The organism is Lysobacter sp. Soil_C_59 (assembly GCF_057656415.1).
Window position 1 is genome coordinate 25921 of the sequence record NZ_JBDGKK010000014.1, and the last position, 20523, is coordinate 46443.

At 65.4% G+C, this 20523-nt stretch carries 18 protein-coding genes; 3 read left to right on the forward strand and 15 right to left on the reverse strand.

Annotated features, from left to right (window positions below):
- Window positions 1-276: 276 nt before the first annotated feature.
- The 14 genes from AC3A3Q_RS18050 to AC3A3Q_RS18115 all read right to left on the reverse strand — a co-directional run bounded on the left by AC3A3Q_RS18050 (window position 277) and on the right by AC3A3Q_RS18115 (window position 13263).
- Complete coding sequence (locus tag AC3A3Q_RS18050) at window positions 277-732, reverse strand: alpha/beta fold hydrolase (RefSeq protein WP_487587542.1); 456 nt, start codon at window positions 730-732, stop codon at window positions 277-279.
- Window positions 653-1159 (reverse strand): alpha/beta fold hydrolase, encoded by a 507-nt coding sequence (locus AC3A3Q_RS18055; RefSeq protein WP_487587543.1) that lies wholly within the window; start codon window positions 1157-1159, stop codon window positions 653-655. Before AC3A3Q_RS18055 ends, AC3A3Q_RS18050 begins: the two co-directional genes overlap by 80 nt.
- 83 nt (window positions 1160-1242) lie before the next feature.
- Window positions 1243-1713 carry a cupin domain-containing protein gene (locus tag AC3A3Q_RS18060; protein WP_487587544.1) on the reverse strand — a complete coding sequence of 157 codons (471 nt, stop codon included), beginning with the start codon at window positions 1711-1713 and terminating at the stop codon, window positions 1243-1245.
- Between the two features lie 42 nt (window positions 1714-1755).
- Window positions 1756-2160: a GlcG/HbpS family heme-binding protein gene (locus tag AC3A3Q_RS18065; RefSeq protein WP_487587545.1), complete on the reverse strand. Its 405-nt coding sequence runs from the start codon at window positions 2158-2160 to the stop codon at window positions 1756-1758.
- A gap of 60 nt (window positions 2161-2220) precedes the next feature.
- Window positions 2221-2895, reverse strand: a complete 675-nt coding sequence (locus AC3A3Q_RS18070) for a type 1 glutamine amidotransferase domain-containing protein (protein WP_487587546.1) — start codon at window positions 2893-2895, stop codon at window positions 2221-2223.
- A gap of 308 nt (window positions 2896-3203) precedes the next feature.
- The gene (gene msrA / locus AC3A3Q_RS18075; RefSeq protein ID WP_487587547.1) at window positions 3204-3758 is read right to left on the reverse strand and encodes a peptide-methionine (S)-S-oxide reductase MsrA; all 555 of its coding nucleotides are present in this window, start codon (window positions 3756-3758) and stop codon (window positions 3204-3206) included.
- Window positions 3759-3869: 111 nt separating this feature from the next.
- Window positions 3870-4103: a tautomerase family protein gene (locus tag AC3A3Q_RS18080; RefSeq protein WP_487587548.1), complete on the reverse strand. Its 234-nt coding sequence runs from the start codon at window positions 4101-4103 to the stop codon at window positions 3870-3872.
- 55 nt (window positions 4104-4158) lie between these two features.
- The gene (locus AC3A3Q_RS18085) at window positions 4159-4869 is read right to left on the reverse strand and encodes an SDR family NAD(P)-dependent oxidoreductase (RefSeq protein ID WP_487587549.1); all 711 of its coding nucleotides are present in this window, start codon (window positions 4867-4869) and stop codon (window positions 4159-4161) included.
- Window positions 4870-5098: 229 nt separating this feature from the next.
- Window positions 5099-5902, reverse strand: a complete 804-nt coding sequence (locus AC3A3Q_RS18090; RefSeq protein WP_487587550.1) for an SDR family NAD(P)-dependent oxidoreductase — start codon at window positions 5900-5902, stop codon at window positions 5099-5101.
- Window positions 5903-5921: 19 nt separating this feature from the next.
- A complete protein-coding gene (locus AC3A3Q_RS18095) occupies window positions 5922-6989 on the reverse strand; it encodes an alpha/beta fold hydrolase (protein ID WP_487587551.1) in 1068 nt (355 codons plus the stop codon).
- Window positions 6990-7042: 53 nt separating this feature from the next.
- On the reverse strand, window positions 7043-8341 hold the full coding sequence (locus AC3A3Q_RS18100) for a carbohydrate porin (protein WP_487587552.1): 1299 nt from the start codon (window positions 8339-8341) through the stop codon (window positions 7043-7045).
- 20 nt (window positions 8342-8361) lie between these two features.
- Complete coding sequence (locus AC3A3Q_RS18105) at window positions 8362-9309, reverse strand: enoyl-CoA hydratase/isomerase family protein (RefSeq protein WP_487587553.1); 948 nt, start codon at window positions 9307-9309, stop codon at window positions 8362-8364.
- Window positions 9310-9339: 30 nt separating this feature from the next.
- Window positions 9340-10809, reverse strand: coding sequence for an epoxide hydrolase family protein (locus AC3A3Q_RS18110; protein WP_487587554.1), 1470 nt, complete (start codon window positions 10807-10809; stop codon window positions 9340-9342).
- A 168-nt stretch (window positions 10810-10977) separates the two neighbouring features.
- On the reverse strand, window positions 10978-13263 hold the full coding sequence (locus AC3A3Q_RS18115) for an FdhF/YdeP family oxidoreductase (protein WP_487587555.1): 2286 nt from the start codon (window positions 13261-13263) through the stop codon (window positions 10978-10980).
- 181 nt (window positions 13264-13444) lie between these two features.
- Between AC3A3Q_RS18115 and AC3A3Q_RS18120 the strand changes: the two genes are divergently transcribed.
- Genes AC3A3Q_RS18120 through AC3A3Q_RS18130 form a run of 3 tightly spaced genes read left to right on the forward strand, consistent with a single transcriptional unit; the run spans window position 13445 to window position 14831 of the window.
- Window positions 13445-13603 (forward strand): hypothetical protein, encoded by a 159-nt coding sequence (locus AC3A3Q_RS18120; RefSeq protein WP_487587556.1) that lies wholly within the window; start codon window positions 13445-13447, stop codon window positions 13601-13603.
- A 39-nt stretch (window positions 13604-13642) separates the two neighbouring features.
- Window positions 13643-14179 (forward strand): hypothetical protein, encoded by a 537-nt coding sequence (locus AC3A3Q_RS18125; RefSeq protein WP_487587557.1) that lies wholly within the window; start codon window positions 13643-13645, stop codon window positions 14177-14179.
- Window positions 14180-14207: 28 nt separating this feature from the next.
- Window positions 14208-14831 (forward strand): cysteine hydrolase family protein, encoded by a 624-nt coding sequence (locus AC3A3Q_RS18130; protein WP_487587558.1) that lies wholly within the window; start codon window positions 14208-14210, stop codon window positions 14829-14831.
- Between the two features lie 3 nt (window positions 14832-14834).
- Here the strand turns inward: AC3A3Q_RS18130 and AC3A3Q_RS18135 are convergent, their stop codons facing one another.
- Window positions 14835-20384, reverse strand: coding sequence for a trifunctional serine/threonine-protein kinase/ATP-binding protein/sensor histidine kinase (locus AC3A3Q_RS18135; RefSeq protein WP_487587559.1), 5550 nt, complete (start codon window positions 20382-20384; stop codon window positions 14835-14837).
- Between the last annotated feature and the right edge of the window lie 139 nt (window positions 20385-20523).

The window sequence follows — 20523 nt, forward strand, 5'->3', positions numbered from 1 at the left end:
AGACTCGCTGGTGCGGCGGGGCCGCATGCCCGGTTACATCGCATCAGGAAGATCGCCGCAATCGCAAGGTCGCCTCCGACCAGCGCGGTCTTGGCTACTCTGCCTCAGTCAACTATCGAGCGAAAGCATGACGACCCGCCCCCCTGGGGGACAACGGCCAGCCGGGCCTGGCTCCCAACGCAATGACGACTGCGCTCCCGGGCCCCGCCTCAAGGAGGGTGATCCAGGATCGGCAAGACGCGACATCGCAACACACCATCGGCCCCACGTGATCGGCTACTTCAAGTGCCTGCTCAGGAAGGACAGCACCAGCAAGGCGACCTCGTCCACTTTTTCGTCGAGGACGAAGTGCCCTGCGTCGAGCAAATGAACCTCCCCGCCTGGCAAGTCGCGCCTGTACGCCTGCGCGCCTGCGGCAACGAACGACGGATCGTTCTTCCCCCATATCACCAGGGCAGGTGGTTGGCGTTCACGTAACCAGGCCTGCCATACAGGGTAGGAAGCAACGTTTGTCCGGTAATCCCAAAGAAGCAGGCTCTGGATCTCCCGCTGGCCGGGCTTGGACAGGTGCACAGACTCGTCTGTCCACGCGTCCGGGTTGTAACGCTCGGGATGGGCGGCGCCGAGCGTATGGCGCTGTTGCGTGCTCTCGTCAGAGGAAGGCGTCGACCACCTCCTGGTGCACCGCAGGGGCCTCCCAGAACTTGCCGATTCCCGCCCATTTCTCCCCAAGCCCTTCCTCGTAGGCGTTGGCGTTCTGGACGATCAGTGCCTGCAGTCGATCGGGTTGAGCGAGGATCACGCGCAAGCCAATCGGGCCGCCGTAGTCATGCAGATAGAAACTGCATCGCTCGATCCCGACCTTATCCAGGAAGCGATGCATGGTCTGCGAAAGCCGGTCGAACGTGTACTCGTAGCGGGATGGCGATGGAGCGTCGCTGTGTCCGAAGCCTGGATAGTCCGGCGCGATCACATGGTAGTAAGGCGCCAGCAGCGGGATCAAGGCGTCGTACTGACGCGATGACGACGGGAACCCGTGCAGGAGCACCAGTGTCGGTGCATCGCGTGGACCCGCCTCGCGGTAGAAGATGCCGACGCCATCCACGGTGACGCGCTTGTACGTAGTGGTCCCGGAGTTCGATATGGGAAGCATCGGCATGTGTCCCTGCTCATCGAAGAGGGGTTTGCCGCATCGCAATCGAGAACGCATGCTCGCTCACAACCGGATGCATCGCGGCCTGGCTAATGCGAGCGCGGATCGTCGCGGGGATCTACGTAGTCGATGCCTAGCGGTCCCACGCCGGTCACTTGCGTGACGTACTCGCCGGATCGGGCTCGATGGAAGTGCGGTGTATTGGCGGGTAGCACCACGACGCTTCCAGGCGCGTAGGCAACGAGCTTCGATTCGTCGAACTTCCGGCCCAGGCCGATATAGAACACCCCGGAAATGACCGTATAGATCCGGTCTTCCGGATGGGTGTGCGGCATCAGCGTCACGCCCGCAGGAACTTTCACCCGCACCAGATAGGGGCCGGGCTTCGCCGGTTCGCCTACAAGTACCGCGAGCCGTGCCTGCTCGGGAAACGCAGGAAACGGCGCCCACTGGATATCTTCCTGCAGGATGGAGCCAAACGCCTTGGTCGGCAATCCAGCGCCCTGTGCCACGCACGCCGTGCAGGCGATGAGCCCGACGGTGGCGCGCAGGAAGGTCATGGGAGAGATCATGGCAAAGGCCCCTGGTTGGTGTCCTGCGAATCACCTGACGCCATGCGATTCGATCGCGGCATCGACGATCGCGACGTCCTGATCGGTCGTGCCGCCACTCACGCCAACACCGGCGAACACCCTGCCTTCATGTTTCAGCGGGACACCTCCCGCCATGGCCGTGTAGCGACCGCCTGCCATGGCCAGTAACGCATACAGGGACTGGCCCGGCTGCACGAGGGGGCCCAGCTCGGCAGTACGCACGCCGACGATCGCGGAGGTATACGCCTTGCGCTCCGAGATCTCCATCGAGAAGGCGGGCGCCTCGTTCATCCGATGCTGCAGCACGAGATTGCCGTGAACGTCCACGATGGTGACAGCGACAGGAACCTGCGCCTTCGCTGCCTCCGCTTCTACACGGTCGGCGAGCGACTTGGCTGCCATGAGTAGATCCATGAGTACGCACTCCTCTGGTGAGACCTCGAGACAAACCCTGCGTGCCGCGACTGGCGCGAGCTACTTCATCAAACTGAGCAGCGTCTGCGCCGTGATCGTGGAAGAGGCCGGATTCTGGCCCGTGATCAGGCGACCATCGACGACGCAGAATGGATACCAGTTGTCGGTCTTCTGGTATACGCCGCCCAGGCGCTTGAGCTCGTCCTCCACGAGGAAGGGCACCACGTTCGTCAGCTGGACCTCGGCTTCTTCCGTGTTGGTGAACCCGGAGACGCGCTTGCCCTTCACTATCGGCTCTCCCTTGTGCCTGACATGACGCAGCACGCCGGGCGCATGGCAGACCGCCGCTACCGGCTTGCCGCTGTCGTAGAACGACTCGATCAACCTGATGGAGTGCGCATCTTCCGCAAGGTCCCACATGGGGCCGTGCCCGCCCGGATAGAACACGGTGTCGAAGTCGTCTGCCGACACGGAGTCCAGGCGTAGCGTGCTTGCCAGTACACCCATCGCATTGCGATCGGCCTTGAAGCGCGTTTGCGCCTCCGTCTGGTTGTCGGGGTCGTCGCTCTTGGGGTCGATGGGAGGTTGCCCTCCCTTCGGCGACACCACCGTTACCGATACTCCCGCATCGGTGAAGACGTAATAGGGGGACGCGAACTCTTCCAGCCAGAACCCTGTCTTGCGTCCGGTGTTTCCAAGAGTGTCGTGCGATGTCAGCACCATGAGGATGCGCATGTTTTCTCTCCGCAGGCTAGGCGCCACGGGTGGATGGGCTGGGCAAGGGCAGAATGCGGCTGGGTTATCACAACGCATCTGCACCGCGCTCTTTGCTCGAATCTCCACCATTGGAGGTGGTTTCGGTGATGTCGCCTGCTGCAATCAGCGCAGTAGCAGAATCGCCTTCTTGATCACGAGTTTCCGTGACTTGATTCGACGAGTGCAGCGTGCACCGACGACAGGCCGGCGTCTATCCAGCTTTGGTATCGGTTTCGATCGCACGCATGCCATTCTGTCGCAAAGCTCGCAGCACCCGGAGGCAGGAGCTAGGCTCGAGTCGCGAGTCCGAGCGGTTCTGGCTCTACCGCGACAGCGCAATCGCCTGCGGGCCTCGTCGACGGACGGATGTGATTGCATGCGCGCTGTTCGGGGTGTCGTTCGAAGTACGCCTGATGTTCCGCCTCGGCTTCCCAGAACGTGCGCGCAGGCTCAACCGAAGTAACAATCCGGCCGGGCATCAGGCCAGAACCATCAAGCTCGCGGATCGTGGCTTCTGCGATGCGCCGCTGCGTCTGGCTCGCATAGAAGATCGCCGACCTGTAGCGGGTGCCGATATCGGCACCCTGGCGATTGGGCGTGGTCGGGTCGTGGATACGGAAGAAGAACTCCAGGATCTGCCTGTAGGAGAGCAGCTCCGGGACGAAGACGATCTCGATCGCCTCGGCATGCGTGCCGTGGCTGTGGTAGGTGGGATGGGAAACATCTCCGCCTGTATACCCAACGCGCGTAGACACGACCGCGGGTATGCGGCAAAGCAGATCCTGCATTCCCCAGAAACAGCCGCCGGCCAGGATCGCGGCCTCGGTTTTGACGATCTTCACCACGCATCCCCAACCGACGACAACCGGCTGGGACATTAGCACCCTCGAGTGCCGATGCGCGCCCCACCCCGCCCTCGTGGATGCAGCCGGCGCCGCGCCCGCTCCCAGCAGTCATTTCACTTCGGCGCGACGCCTGCGCAGTTCGGGCACCGGCATGCCATACCAGCCCCAGTTCTCCAGCGGCACCTCCTCGATTACGACGAAAGTCGAATCCAGCGGCTTGTTGAGCACGTCGAGCAGCAGCTGGCTTACACCACGTATCAGCGCGGCCTTCTCCTCGGCCGTCGCGGCGTCGCGTCCCGGGCCAGACCCCTCGCGGGTGATCTGTATGTTGACGATAGGCATTGCCTTGCTCCTGTTGAAGAAGGGGGCGAGGGTTTCCTCGCCCCGCTGGTAGAAATCAGTGACCGGCGCTCTGGCCGCCGTCGACGTGCAGGATCTCGCCTGTGACGAAGCCCGCCGATTCCAGGAAGAGCACGGCCTGCGTGACGTCGGAGATCTCGCCCAGACGGGCGACCGGGTGCAGTGCGGCCAGCCATTCATGCGTTTCCGGCGCGTGCATCGGCGTGCGGATCACGCCTGGCGATACCGCGTTCACGCGGATTCCGCGCTTGGCGTACTCGATGGCCAGCGACTTCGTCGCTGCATTGAGTCCACCCTTGGTCAACGAGGCCAGGACGGACGGCACACCGTCGATCGCGTGGTCGGTCAGGCTCGTGGTGATGGTGACCACGTGGCCGGCGCCCTGCTTCTCCATCTGCTCAATGGCGAGCTGTGTGATGTGGAAGAAGCCCGTCAGGTTGATCGCGACGTTGTTCGCGTAGTCGTCGGCGTCGAACTGGGTGAAAGGTTTGGCGGTGAAGATGCCGGCGTTGTTCACCAGCGTGTCGATGCGGCCGAAACGCGCGAGACCTTCCTCGACGATACGCTGCGCAACGGCTCGGTCGGAAATATCGCCGGCGACGGCGAGCACGTCGGGATCGGTGGACGGCCTGATTGAACGGGAATTGGCGATCACACGGAAATCGCGATCGCGGAACGCCTGTACCAGGCCTGCACCGATGCCCTGCGAGGCACCGGTGATGATGACGGTCTTGCGGGAACTGCTCATGGTATTGCTCCGGATTGGTGGGGGTTCGGTTCGGCCGCGTGACGCGACGTGTTTCCGACGAAGCTCAATCTAAGGGCGTAACCCAGTGGTGCGAATCCACGCATTCCGGCAGACATTCTTCCGCAAAACGATGGAATCGCCTCTTGCGATCGCATCGTGACGATCGAGTGGCGCGCCAGATCGCCTGGTGAGGAGCCGGGCCTGCCAGAGCCCAGGACCATGCGTCCGCTCAGCCGCCGGCGCCGTAACGTGGTGCGGGCGTCGTCCGCGAGAGGCCTGGCAGCAATGCTCGACGCGTCCGGTCAAATGCGTTCCAGTCGTCGATGTCGGGCAGCGACGGGAACGTGGCGAACTCGCCCAGCTTCAGCCCGGCCAGCGCGGCATCGACCGCGTCATCGGCGCTCATGACGATGCTGGATGGCAGCGCCTCGACGGGTGTGCCGGAAAGCTCCCAGAAATCGGTCGCCGTCGCGCCTGGCAGCACGACCTGCACGCGGACGCCCTTGTCGCCGAACTCGTGCAGCAGCGATTGCGAGAACGCCAGCACGTACGCCTTGGTGCCACCGTAGACGCCGCCGCTCAGCACCTCCGGCGCCACTGCGAGGATCGAGCCCATGTTGACGATCGTGCCCCCTCCCCTCGCCACGAACGCGCTGGCAGCTGCTCGCGCCAGGCGCGTGAGCGCGGTCACGTTCAGGGCGATCATTCGCTCGATGCTCGCGTAATCGAGGTCCTGCAGGTGTGCCGTGGACCCCGCGCCGGCGTTGTTCACCAGCATCGTGATTCGCGCATCCGTGGCCAGGGCTTCCTCGACCCACTCCAGATCCTGTGTGTGGGTGAGGTCGGCGGCGATGGTACGGACCGCGCAGCCAGTCGCATCCGATATCCGCTTCGCGAGCTGCTCGAGCCTGTCTGCGCTGCGTGCAACGAGCACGAGGTCGTAGCCTTCACGGGCGAGCCGGTCGGCGTAGATGGCGCCGATGCCCGACGAAGCGCCGGTAATCAGCGCGGTGCCTTTGTCCTGAGTGGTCATGGGGTCGCCTCCTGTGTTCTCACGTGCGGGCCGCGTCGATCACCGCCTTCGCGAACTCCTTCGGCGACTCCTGCGGCGGGTTGTGGCCGATGCCACCGGTGAACAGGCGATGCTCGTACGGACCGGTGAAGCGCTTTGCGTAGCTTTCAGGCGCCGGATGGGGTGCGCCGTTGGCGTCGCCCTCTATGGTGATCGTCGGCACGGAGATCGACGGCGCCGCCGCCAGCTTCCGCTCGATGTCGTCGTATCGCGCCTCGCCCTGCGCCAGCGCGAGCCGCCAGCGGTAGTTGTGGATGACGATCGCGACGTGGTCCGGGTTCTCCAGTGAGGCTGCGGTGCGCTCGAAGGTGGTGTCGTCGAACGCCCACTGCGGCGAGGCGAGCTTCCAGATGAGACGCGCGAAGTCCCGGCGGTTCTGTTCATAACCCGCACGACCGCGTTCCGTCGCGAAGTAGAACTGGTACCACCACTGCAGCTCCGCGCTCGGTGGCAGAGGTGTCAGTGCGGCCTGCTGGCTTCCGATCAGGTATCCGCTGACGGACACCAGCGCGCTCACGCGATCGGGCCACAGCGCCGCGACGATGGCAGCCGAGCGTGCGCCCCAATCGAAACCGGCCAGCAGGGCCTTGCGGATATGCAATGCGTCCATCAGCTGGACCACGTCGTCGGCGAGCGCCGCCGGCTGTCCGTTGCGTGTCGCGTCGGCGGAGGTGAACCGTGTTTCCCCGTAACCGCGAAGGTGCGGAACGATCACGCGGTGCCCCGCCGCCACCAGCAGCGGAACCACCTCCTCGTAACTGTGGATGTCGTACGGCCACCCGTGGAGCAGGAGTACCGGCGGGCCGTCAGGCGGACCGCGGTCGACATACGCCACGTCCAGGACGCCGGCACGCACGTGCTTGAGCGGGCCCAGCGAGTCGGCGGCCACGCTCTGGCTGCCAGCTTTCGGCGATGCCGCCTGGGCACGCGCACTTGCGCTCGACACCATGACGAAGGGCGCGGTGATCGCGCCGAGGGCGGCAACGCCCACGATCAGGCGGCGGTCCTCATCGATGCTGCCGGCATTGCTGTTTCTGTGACTGTCCATGACGATCTCCGTAGCAGGTTCGAATGGCTTCATGCGACGCCCGGCGTCGCTGTCTAGAACATCGCACTCAACTTCAGGCCCCAGACGAGCGCGTCGTCGTTGTCGTCGCGCCCGCCCGGGTTGCCTACGCGCTGGACGCTCGGCATCAGCCAGAGCCCGCGCGCGACGGCAAACTGGTAGTTCACTTCCACCGGTGTTTCCTCGCGCGGCAGCGCGCCGTTGGTGCCGTTCGCGGAGTTCGACAGGCGCTCGGACTCGCGTGCCTGCGCGCCCACACGGTTATGGCCAACGGCGAAGCCGAGGCGATCGCCGGGGCGGCCGGCGAACGGACCGTGCAGCCAGAGCCCGAGTGACGCGACCTGGTCCACACGATCCACGTCGGGGTCGGACCTCGAAAGGTTGGCGAACAAGGTCAGCGAGCGGCCCGTGTCGTTCGCCCATACCGTCTGCTGCGCCATGACATACCAGCCGTGGGAGCTCGTGCGTACCAGCGGGTCGCCGCCAGTTCGCGGCATCGGTTGCCGTTGCGCGTCGAGCAAGAGGTCTGGCTGGTTCGTGCTGTTGCGCCAGAGACCGACGCGATACGCGCCGTCCAGTCGGCTCGCGAGTACCGGAAGCCACCCCGCCTCGACGTTGGCCAGCACGCCATCGTTGTCGTCGCGCGGGGTACGCAGGCGTAGCCCCTGGTCGCCGTCGAGGTTGCGTGGATTCACATCATTGGCGCCGACCTTCAGGTAGGTCCGTGCCGTCGGCCGGAGGGTCGCATTGGCGAAGTACTGGCCGATCGGCCATGTGTACCAGCCGTTGCTGTGGTAGCCGGGCAAGGCGCCGCAGAAGCTGATGTTGATGAAGTCGCACGACAGCGGGAAGAAGTCGACGTCGCTTCGGCCAAGCTTCAGCACAAAGCGGTCGTCGAACAGCGCCTGCTGCAGGTAGAACCGCGTCAGTCGCGTGTAGTGACCGCGGCCGTAGATCTCATGCGTCTCCAGCAGCGTGCCAAGCCCCGCCCTGGCGTCCAGTTGCGGGCCATTGCGGTTGGTGACCAGGACGTGGAATGACGCGCCGCGCCATCCGAGCATGGTGTCCAGGTCGGCATCGAGCGCCAGCGCGAACTGGTCCGCATACGCCGTCGCGTCGCGTTCTCCACCTGACGTGTTGTGCAGCCATTCGTTGATGTAGGTCAGCGACACGTCCAGTCCTCGTTGCGACAGCTGCGTCCGGGAGCCGCCCCAGTCGCCGCTGATGCGGTTATCGAACCTGGCGTCCATGAGGCCTTCCGCGGCTACGCTGTTCGTCCATGACAGCGCCGCCGCGAGGACCATCGGCAGGAGCGGCTTGGTCGAGGTGTCCATCTCCGCCCTGCCCCGCCGGTTCAATCCGCGGTGCCGCCGAGCTTGCCCGTGTACTCGGGCAGACGCTTCTCGACGTCCGGCTTCTGCTGGAGGCCCAGCTCCATCAACTCCTTGATGCGCTGCTGTGCGGCGGGTCGCTGGACCGACTGGATGAAGCCAGCCCATTCGGCGCCGATCTGTTCGTTGGATGGCAGGCTGCTGTCGTCCACGATCCGCTTGATGTCTGCGATGGCCTGCTTGTCGAAACGGGAGATGCGGCGCGCCATCGTGTCGACGAACGCGTCGAGTTCGGCGTCGGGCAGTGCGCGGTTGACGTATCCATAGCGTTCCGCGGTTGGGCCGTCGATGTCGTTGCCGGTAAGCAGGACCTCGAGCGCACGGCCGCGCCCGACCAGGCGCGGCAGCCGCGCCATCGGACCACCGCCCGGCACCAGCCCGGCCGCGACCTCCCATTGCGAGAGCACCGCCTTCTCGCGACTGGCGAAGCGCATGTCACTTGCCAGTGCCAGCTCGCTGCCCACACCGGTCGCGCGGCCGCGGATGGAAGCGATCGACACCACCGGCGCCTTGCTGATACGCACCAGCATGTCGGGGAGGGGCGGCAGTCCGGTGGTGCCGTTGGGCAAACCGGTGGTGTCGGTCAGGGGCGGCACGAAGTCGTAATGCGTCAGGAAGAAGTCCGGCACGTCGCTGTCGAACACCACCACGCGAACGCGTGGGTCGGTCTCCAGCGCAGTGACAACCTCGTTCAACTGCGGCATCGTCTTCGGGCCGTAGATGTTGTATGGCGGGTTGTGGAACGTGACTCGCCAGTACTCGGGCGTGACGCGAGTTAGCCGGACCTGGTCCTTTGCGTCGGTGGCCGACTTGGCAGCGACACCCGATCCGGATGCCTTCTGTGCCCAGGCGGGTGCGGCGAGCGCGATGCTGGCGGCAAGGATCGCTGCGACGAGTGGGTGTAGATTCATGTCATGGCTCCTGTTGGGACGGACCTGGTGTCAGCGCAGCGGGCGGAAGGTCGCGCGCAGTTCATCCACGAACGCGACCGGTTGTTCCCAGGCGGCGAAATGCCCGCCCTTTGCGAGCCGGTTGTAGTGGATGAGCTTCGGATAGGCGCGCTCGGTCCAGCTCTTCGGAGCCTGGTACAGCTCGTCGGGGAAGGCGCTCACGCCCACCGGAATCGACACGCCCTTCGGCGCGAAGAACGCGAGCTTGCTTTCCCAGTACAGCCGCGCGGAAGAGACCGCGGTATTGCTCAGCCAGTAGAGCGTCACGTTGTCGAGCACGTCGTCGCGCGACAAGCCCTCGGGCTGTCCGTCGAACACACGCGTGATGAGCGCCAGGCTCGTCGCATCGTGGTCGAGCATCCACGCCGCCAGGCCGACCGGGGAATCGGCGATGGCGTACAGGGTCTGCGGGCGCCCCGCCATTTCCTGCGCGTAGCCAAGGCCATGGCGATAGAAATAGTCGAGCTGGTCGTAGGCGCGCTTCTCATCAGCGGACAATCCCGCCGGCGCGGGCTGGCGCGCCTGTAGCGCCGCCTCGATGTCCGCCGGCACGGTTGCAGGCATGTTCGTGTGGATGCCGATCAGTTCCGGCGCCTTCAGCAGGGCCATCTGTTCGGTGACGGCATTGCCCCAGTCGCCGCCCTGCGCCACGAACCGGTTGTAGCCCAGCCGCTTCATCAGCACGACCCAGGCCCGGGCAATCCGGATAGGATCCCATCCGGTTTCCGTCGGCTTGCCGGAGAAACCGTAACCGGGAAGCGAGGGAATCACCACGTCGAACGCATCACTTGCCTTGCCGCCATGCGCCGTCGGATCGGTCAGTGGTCCGATGATCTTCATCTGCTCGGCGATCGACCCCGGCCAGCCGTGCGTGACGATCACCGGCAATGCCCCCGCATCCTTGGAACGCACATGGATGAAGTGGATATCGACGCCGTCGATGTTGGTGACGAACTGTGGCAGCGCCTGGAGCCTCGCTTCGAATGGACGCCAGTCATACTCATTGCCCCAGTAGTCGGCGAGCTTGCGCAGTGTCGCCAGCTGTACGCCCTGCGACTGGTCGCCGACGGTTTCCTTGTCCGGCCACTTCGTTGCCTTGACTCGCCGGCGAAGATCGTCGAGCTGCTCTTGCGTCGCATGAAACTTGAACGGGCGGATGGACTGGTCCTGGGAGACGGCGCTCGTGGCGGCTGACGCGGTCGCGGTTGCTGCGGTCGTGGTGTTCATGGCGGACTCTTCTGAGGGAGAGGCGACTGCAACGCGGCAGGCAAGCAACGCCGCGATCGGAAACGCCAACAGGCAAAAACGGGTCGACAAGTCCCGGACGCTGGTCGAGGAGCTCTGCAACCGCGGCGCGGACATCGCGCCGCGTCGCAACGCGTGCGTGAAGGGTCTGGCGATCATGGCGATTCCTCGGTGGGGAGAGGTGCGCCGGCCGAAGCCGGCGCCAAGGTCTTCCATGCACAATGCGCGTGGAAGATCACACCAGAGAGGGGACGCGGGGTCGATTACACGAAGGTGTCGTCCAATACCTTTGTATGCGACACGCAAGGTGTCATCCCTTCGCGCGCGATCGCACGCGTGGCAACGTTCGCAACGCCGGGACGAACGCGAAGGGTGCCGAAGCTGTCAGCCGTCGTTCGAATCGCGGCGGATACGCACGGGAACGGACTTGTACGACGGCGTGCCGCTCGCCCGGTCGATATGGTCCAGCGGAACCAGGCAATTGCCTTCGGGGTAATAGGTGGCCACCGAGCCGCGCGCGATGGGGTACGCCACCGCGATCACGTCGCGCAGGACGCGCTCTCCGGGCCCGCCGAACGCCGTCTCGACGACGATGCGGTCGCCATGCGCGATGTCATGCGACGCGAGGTCGTCCTCGTTCATGAACACCACGTCGCGTCGCCCGAAGACGCCGCGATAGCGGTCGTCGAACCCATAGATCGTGGTGTTGTACTGGTCGTGGCTACGGACGGTCGTCAGCGTGAGGACGGAGGCATCGCCGGCGGCAGAGTCTTCCAGCAGTCCTGCGAAGACCAGGAACTCCGCGCGTCCCGAAGGCGTCTTCCAGATCCGCTGCGTCGGTGGCAGCGGAAGCCTGAATCCGCCCGGCTCGCGGATCCTTGCATTGTAATGGTCGAACCCCGGGATCACCGCTTCGATCGCGTCACGGATGCGGTCGTAATCGGCCACCAGCTCGGCCCAGGGCACCTGGCTGCGTGGCAGCGTCGCCGAGGCGATGCCGGCGACGATCGCAGGCTCCGACTTCAGCAGGCCAGACGCGGGCGACAGGCGCCCACGAGAGGCATGCACCATCGACATCGAGTCCTCGACCGTGACGGCCTGCGGCCCGCTCGACTGCTCGTCCAGCTCGGTACGCCCGAGGCACGGCAGCAAGAACGCATGGCGACCGACCAGCAGGTGCGTGCGATTCAGCTTCGTGGCGACGTGCACGGCGAGTTCAAGACGACGCATCGCCGGGAGGCAGACTTCGGGATCCGGCAATGCGACCGCGAGGTTGCCGCCCATGCACACCAGCGCCTTCGATCGTCCGTCGACGATGGCCTTCATCGCGGCGACTGCGTCATGCCCGTGGGTCGCAGGCGGAACAAACCCGAACCGCCGCTCGATCCCTGCAAGCATTTCCGCGCCCGGCTTCTCCGTGATCCCGACCGTGCGATCTCCCTGGACATTCGAATGACCGCGCAGCGGACAAATCCCGGCGCCCGGCTTGCCGAAGTTCCCGCGCAGGAGCAGCAGGTTCGCGACCTGCTGGACGTTGTGCGTTCCGGTGCTGTGCTGGGTCAACCCCATCCCGTAGGTGACGATCGTCGCGTCGGATGCGGCGTACGCACGCGCGACGTCGCGCAATCGAGCCTCGGTGAGACCCGACGCGGTTTCTATATCGACCCAGCGTCTCACGCGAAGATCCGACGCCAACGCTTCGAAACCGTTGGTATGCGCAGCGATGAACACATGATCGAGCACGCCAGCCTGCGGGCCAGCCTCGTCGTCCATTTCGATCAACGCCTTCATGATCCCCTGAAGCGCGGCCGCGTCGCCGCCGACTTTCGGCTGCAAGTAGCTTGACGCGATATCCGTCGCGCCCAGCGTCGCCATCTCCAGCGGATCCTGCGGGTCAGCGAAGCGCTCCAGCGCCAGCTCCCGCAATGGGTTGATCGCGATGATCGGCGCACCGCGACGTGCCACTTCATGCAGCGTGCCCATCATGCGCGGATGGTTCGTGCCAGGGTTGTGGCCCATCGCGATGATCAGCTCGCAGTGGTCGAAATCCTCCAGCGATACCGTCCCCTTGCCAATTCCGATGGACATCGGCAGGCCGACACTGGTTGCTTCGTGGCACATGTTCGAGCAGTCCGGGAAGTTGTTGCTCCCGTACTCGCGCGCGAAGATCTGGTACAGGAATGCCGCTTCGTTCGAAGTGCGTCCGGACGTGTAGAACTCGACCGCATCTGGCTCGAACCCGCGCAGCAACGTGCCTATGCGCGAGAAGGCCTCCTCCCAACCGACTGCTTCGTAGATGTCCTTGTCCGGGTTGTAAGCCATCGGCTCGGTAAGTCGGCCGAGGTCCTCCAACGCGTGGTCGTTCCACTCCAGCAACGACTGAACCGTGTGCTCGGCGAAGAATGACGCCGGCACCCGCTTCTTCGTCGCCTCCCAGGTAACGGCCTTCGCGCCGTTCTCGCAGAACTGGAAGCTAGAATGGTGCCGACTGTCGGGCCAGGCGCAGCCGGGGCAATCGAAACCGTCGGGCTTGTTCGTACGCAGGAGCGTCGCAGCCGCATCTGGCGCGTCCATCTGCTCGCGTACCGTCCTGGCCGTCGCGCGCAACGCGCCCCAGCCACCGGCGGGATATGAATAGCGGCGAATGCCGCGCGGCTCGCTCTCGGCCATGACGCACCTCTTGAAGGAGGACGGCGTAGCCCGGCACGGCTGCGCGGGCACATGGCAATCGTACGCCGACCCGGCCGCCGCGTCCCGACACCTTCGTATGATGGCCGGCGTTGGTACGCGCACGTGACGTCTGCGCAGGTCATGTCGGCAGACGCACCGGTATCAACAGTCACCGCGAGCCATGACGTCCGTTTCCATGTGGATGCTGGTGCTCGCATCGGCGATTCTCGCCTACTGCGTCGCGGCCGACACTTCGCTGCTGCGCGTTCGTCCCGGCGACGACATGGGTTGGGCAAATCGACACCATCGTACGATTTTCGGCGCGCACCGGCCGGCGTAGCGTGACCACACCGCCACTCCCCACAACGAGGTGACCAAGATGGACGAGCAAATCATCGTCGACTCGAGCTTCACGGCGATCATCAACGCGCCAATCGATTCCATCGACATTCCTGCGTGGGCGTTCAGCCTGCCCGACAAGGAGTACCAGGGCTGCTCGCCGTGCCACTTCGCCGCGGGCGCGACCACGTCCGAGGACGGCCGCCGCATGTCGATCAACGTGGAAGTGATCGGCGGCGTACCCATGGTGCAGCACTACGTCGAGCAGGTCGCCGAACCCCACCACCTCGTCCTGGACTCGGTGTCCGACCTGTTCACGACGTCGGGCCGCACGAGCATGAAGGTCATGTGGGAGCTGAAGGTGGAGCCGCTGGATGATGGTCGCTGTACGTTCACCAACCACGTGCGTACCCGCCCCACCGAGGCGTTCGTCGACTACCTCGCGCGCCAGGGCATTCCATTCGAACTGTTCCGCGAACAGCGCAAGCCGGTGAGTACGGCGCACAACAAGCAGGAGACGCCGTTCTTCGCCGCCAGCATCGAGCGCTTCGCATTGCGCGGGAAGAAGAGCAGCTGAGCCGAACGCGTGCGCCCGGAGCCGGATCATGTCAACTACCCGATACGAACAGGCCACCACGGCATTGCTGCTCGTGGATCCCTACAACGATTTCCTGTCCGACGGAGGCATCGCCTGGCCGCGGCTCAAGGACGTCGCCGAGGCCGTGGGCTTGCTGGACAACCTGCGTGCGATCCACGCCGCCGCTCGCGCGGGCGGGATCCGCATCTTCATCGTGCCGCACCATCAGTGGGAACCGGGCGACTACGACGGCTGGCGCCACGTCAACCCGACGCAGCAGGCGATCATGAAGCGCCACAGCTTTGCCAAGGGCACGTGGGGCGGCGAGTTCCATCCGGACTTCGTGCCGCGCGATGGCGACCTCGTCATCCAGCAGCACTGGGGACAGAGCGGCTTCGCGAATACCGACCTGGACATGCGGCTCAAGCAGCACGGGATCAGCCACGTGGTCATCGTCGGGTTGCTGGCGAACTCCTGCATCGAGTCCACCGGGCGCTTCGCGATGGAGCTTGGCTACCACGTCACACTCGTGCGGGACGCGACCGCTGCGTACTCGCACGAGTTGATGCACGCAGCACACGAGCTCAACGGACCGACGTACGCGCACGCGATCCTCGACACGGCCGCGCTGCTCGATGCACTTCCCCGCTGAACGTCAGGTCGTTTCCTGGATGTCGAGCGGAATCACCAGGGAGAACGTGGCGCCACCGTCCTCGTTCGACTCCGCATGGAGACGGCCGTGGTGGCGTTCGACGATGGAGCGGCTGACGGACAAGCCGACCCCCATCCCCTCGGCCTTGGTGGTGTAGAACGCCTCGAAGTAGCGCTCCAGCATCTCCGGGTCCAGGCCTATGCCGGTGTCGCGTACGCTCAGGCAGACGTTGCCGCCCCCGTGCCACGTGCGGATGAGCAGATGCCTTGGGCGCCCGGGTTCGAGTGCGCCCATCGCGTCGGACGCATTGGTCAGCAGATTGAGGATGACCTGCTGCAACTGCACGCGGTCACCCATCACCTGCGGCAGGTCGGTCGCGAAGTCGCACTGCAGCGTCACGCGATTGCGCACCAGCGCGTTGGTGGCCAGTGCCACGACCTCGCCCGCCGCTTCGTTCAGATCGACGCGTTCGTTGCTGGCCTGCTTCCGGCTGAACAGCGAACGCAGGCGCTTGATGACCTCCGAAGCGCGGTTTGCATCGCGAATGGTGCGGCGCGCGGTCTCGACGGCACCGTCCACCGCCGGCGGATCGACGGCCAGCATGCGAAGGCACGTCGAGGCGTTGGTCATGATCCCGGACAGGGGCTGGTTCAACTCGTGGGCAATCGATGCCGACAGCTGGCCAATGCTCGCGACGCGGTTGGCATCGGCCAGGCGCAGCTGCGCGTCATGGTAGCGGCGAAGGCTCTCCTTGGCGGAGGCTTCGGCGGCGACGCGATCGGACAAGTCCAGCACGAAGGAGACGCCCTCCGTTGGCGTACCTTCGAACAACGCGGCGCCAATGAGTACCGGGACGCGACCGCCGTCCTTGCGCATGTAGGCGCCTTCGAACGGCGGCGCCACGCCAGTGGCCAACATGGCCTCCATGATGCTGTCGTCCTCAGGATCCCATTCCGGCGGAAGCAGCGCCTTCCAGCCCATGCGACCCTCGGCCAGGTCTGTCGCGTCGTAACCGACGATCCGCAGGAACGCTTCGTTGCCGTCCAGTATCCGGCCGTCGAGGTTCCAGGTGAAGATGCCAATGATGTTCGAGTTGAACAGACGCCGCACCCTCGCTTCGCGCTCCTGGAGCTCCTCGTAGAGGCGCGCGTTCTCCAGCGAGATGGCGGCCTCCGACGCCAGCAGCGTCAAGACGGCCAGGCGCGATGGCGTGAAGACATTGGCAACAAGATGGTTCTCCAGGTACAGCACGCCGGTCAGGCGTGCCTGCTTGAGCAATGGTAGACAAAGGACCGACCGGCTGGCGTTATCGGCGAAGTACGGCTCCGCGTCGGGCGTGCCCTGGGCGCCCGCATCGTTCAACAGCAACGATTCCCTGGTCCGCACGACGTACTGGAACACCGACATCGGAAGCCGCTGTGGCGACAGCTCGGCCCGCTGCAGCGAAACCTCGACCGCGTCACTATGGGTGATCGCCTCGGCCTCGATGCGGAAGCCCGCGCCCGCCGGCAGGATCAGCACGCCACGTTCCGCGCCGGCGTGCTCGATGGCGACGCGCATGACCATGTCGATGAGTCGATCGAGTTCGATTTCCGACGAAACGGCCTGCGAGATCCGCATGACCGTTGCCAGGTCCAGCTGGTCTACGGGGGCGAGCAGCGTGTTCGCCGCATCAGGGCCGCTGCCAGCAGCCTCCAGCCAAGGATGCAAGCGCGCCAGCTGGCGCACCTTGCCGTCCGCACCCCAACGACGGTAGCAGTCCTGCGCATCGCGCAGCCAGCCGCGCGCGGCGCGCTCCTGCCCCCGCGCGAGGAATGCACGACCCGCGCATTCGCAGGCGACCGCTTCGTTGTGTACGTAGCCGTTCACGCTCGCCGAGCGGACGGCCAGTTCGTACAGTTCTTCTGCCTGCGGCCATCTTCCCTCGATCCGTGCGATCTCCGCCGCGATCAACGCGGCACGGTTCTCGAAGTTCTGCGCCGAGCAGTCGTCGCGCCAGATTTCCAGTTGCCGGTGATAGCGCACGACGATGTCCAGGTGCCGCTGCCGCTGTTCGACAGGAGCGCGATGCCACTGCGCGGCATGCGCGAGCGCCCCGTAGAAGAAGAAATCCGCCGTTTCCAGCTGCGAGGGCGACGTCCACAGCAGGCGATCGGCGTTCTCGCAAGCAAGGACCGCTTCATCGATATCGCCGCTGAACCAGCGACCCTGGAGTTTCCGCGTCCAGTAGAAGAACGTCGCCAGGGCCAGCACGGGACTGCCAGTGAGATGCGCTTCGGCTTGCGCCTCGTCGTAGTCCGCATCGTCGAAGCTTCCGAATGTCGGCGTGATCCCGCGGAGCATGCGGATAAGGCCCACCTGCGCGGCGCAGAGGTCGACCACCATGCCGAAGCCGATCTTCTGCGCGAAGGCCAGTCCGTTCTCGGCATCGGTCTGGATGCCTGAGAGCTCGTCGCCGGCGGACAGGCAGTTGGTGATCAGCGCGTCCCAGCTGTAGGCGGCGAATGTCAGGTCGCCCATGTTGAACGCCGTGTCGAACGCCCGACGGATAAGGTCGCGCCCGCTGGCAAACGGCTTGAACCACGGCACGACCATGTTGCCGAACACGATGTACGTGCGCGCCTGGTAACGCTTCAGGCCGCGCTTCTCCACCAGGTCGTACCCGAGGCGGCCGAAACGGTATCCATCGCGGTAGTTGCCGAACCTCGGCCCGGCGAACGTCGCGAAGAACACGAATCCGAAGCACGAGCCATCGCACGGACCGTGCTCCAGGCTGAGGTTGACCATCCTGCACAGCACGAGCGACGACAGGTTCTCGTCGAAGAAGAACGCCGGCGTCACGATTTCTGTGAACACGTCCAGCATGTCCAGCACGTCCGGGTCCGTCGCCAGCGGAAGGTCCGCCAGCTCCTCGATCGACCGGTCGCCGAGCAGCGCCCAGATGCGGTCGTACTCGCGCATCACATCTTCGCGCGAGGGTCGTGCCGGCCAATCGGTACCGTTGCGGCGCAAGTAGTCGAGGAACACTTCCACGCACAGGTCGCCGCGCGAGCGCGTCGTGAACAGCGTCAGCCGCAGCCGCGTCACCACCGCGAAGTCGTGGCGCGTCCGTGCGTGGCCTGCAAGCGTCTCCAGGCGGCCCTCGGCCGCAGCGAGCTCGGCCGTCATCAGCTCGCATTCGGCCATCAGCGATTCGAGCGAGAAGACCAATGAGTACTCCCGCTGCCAATCTTCCTCCTCGAGCAACGCGCGCCCGGCGCGCAGATGGTTCAGCGCGGACGCGTACGCGGTCGACGCTCGCGCACGCCGCGCCGCGATGAGGTTGAAGCGGGCCAGCTGGACGCGTTCGCCATGCGAATCGAGCAGGTGCGTCGCGCGATTGAGCTGGTTCACGATCTCGAAAATCGCGTCGTCCAGACGCTCCGGCGGCGTGTGCTTCGTCAGGAGCCGACCGATGCGCAAGTGCGCCGCGGCACGCTCGTGCGGCGGCACCTGGGAGTACGCGGCTTCCTGCACCCGGTCATGTGCGAAGCGGTACGTCCCGTCGTGGCGGAAGACGAGTTCCTGACGAAGCGCCTCCCAGAGGTCCGCTTCGACCTCTTGTGCGGCGGCCTCGTTGATCACGCAGAGCGTTTCGAGACGGGTCGCGTTGCCGAGGCAGGCGAAACCCTGCAATGCCCTGCGCGTTCGCGGTGGAAGTCGCGACAGCTTGCGCACCATCAGATCGACGATGTTGTCCGAGTAGCCCTTGGCGAGCGTCAGCTCGCGGTTCCACGACCAGTGGCTCGTCGCGTGGTCGAACGCGAGCAGGCCCTCTTCTGCCAGGGCTTGGAGGAACTGGATCGCGAAGAACGGGTTGCCCGCGGTCTTCGCATGCACGAGCCCGGCCAGCGGCCCGGCGTGTGCCGGGTCCTCGTGTAGCGACTCCGCGACCAGCTGTTGCAGATGGCGCTGCCCCAGGGGCGGCAGAGTCACAGTAGTGACCTTCGCGCCCTCCTGCACCAGGGCTTCGAGCTTGCGCGCCAGCGGATGCAACGCCGTCACTTCGTTGTCGCGGTAGGCGCCGATGAGCAGCACATGGCGAAGGTCGCCCGCGGTGAGCAGGTCGCCGAGCAGGTCGAGCGTCGCCGAGTCGAGCCATTGCAGGTCATCGAGGAACAGGGCCAGCGGATGTTCGGGTCGTGCGAACACCGAGATGAAGCGCCGCACTATCGTCTGGAACCTGCGCTGTGCCTCCTGCGCCGGCAGCTCGACGACGGGCGGCTGCGCCCCGATGATCGGCGCGAGCTCGGGCACCAGCTCGAGCACCAGCGCACCGTTGTCGCCCAGCGCCTCGGCGAATGCGTCGCGCCAGCGCACCAGCTCCTCCTCCGGCTTGCCGAGTAGCGGCCTGACCAGCTGCTGGAACGCCTGCGCGAACGTCGCGTACGGAATGTCGGCCTTGTACTGGTCGAACTTGCCCGAGGCGAACAGACCGCGCGGCGGTACCAGCACCTTGTGCAGTTCGTTCACCACCGAAGACTTTCCGATACCGGAGTAGCCTGCGACCAGCACCAGCGCCGGCGTGCCATCGCACACGACATCGTTGAATGCGTGGACCAGCCGGTCGATCTCGTGTTCGCGACCGTAGAGTTTCTCCGGAATCAGCAGGTAGTCAGGATGGTCGTGTTGGCCTAGCGGGATCGCGTCCGCTTCTTCGCCGCGCTCGAGCAGGTCGAGGCAGTGCCGCAGGTCGTGCGCTACGCCCTTGGCCGTGCGGTACCGGCTCTCCGGCGTCTTGGCCAGCAGGCGCATCACGATATCGGAGATCGAGGACGGCACTTCCGCCACGCGATCGCACGGCGGCACAGGTGCGCGTGCGATGTGGCTGTGCACCCATTCCATCGGATCGGACGCCGTGAACGGCAACACGCCCGTCACCATCCGGTAGAGCACCACTCCCAGCGAGTAGAGGTCGCTGCGCGAGTCGACGGACCGGTTCATGCGGCCGGTCTGTTCGGGCGCCATGTAGGCGAGCGTTCCGGCGATGAGCTCCGGAGGAGCCGGCGACTGGCGCTCGCGCGGCAGAAGGGAGGCAATGCCGAATCCGATCAGCCGCACGCGCCCTTCCCTTTCGGACACCAGGATGTTCGAGGGTTTGATGTCGCGATGGACCAGGCCGGTCGCGTGCAGGCGACTGATGGCGTCAGCCAGCCAGACCGCAATCGCGAGGAAGCGCGGCAGCGGCATCGGCCGGCCATCCAGCAGGCGTTCCAGGGGCACGCCTTCCTGGTGCTCCAGCAGGAGCACCATGCGCCCGCCTTCCCGCACCAGGTCGAGCGGACGTAGCGCCCACTCGCCATCGAGCTTCGCCTTCAACGCATGTTCGTTGTTGAGCCGCTCGATGACCGAGGCGGACGGCCGCTCATTGAGCGGAATCACCGCGATGCAATGCCGCACGCTGCCGTCCTCGGCCTCGTGGCGGCGACGATGGAAACCCCGCTCCCCGTCGTCCCACAGCAGGTCGCCATCGGCGTCCTCGTGGTCAGCGTCGAGCAGGGTCGTCTGGGTCATCAAGGACCTCCGGCCACCGAATCGCCGCATCCACGGGAGTGGGCGACGTGCCACTGGACCTTACCCGTCGCCTCGTATCGATGGCAATCCACGCATCGCACCCGATCGTTCGCGTTCGATGCGTTCCCGACAGCTCGCA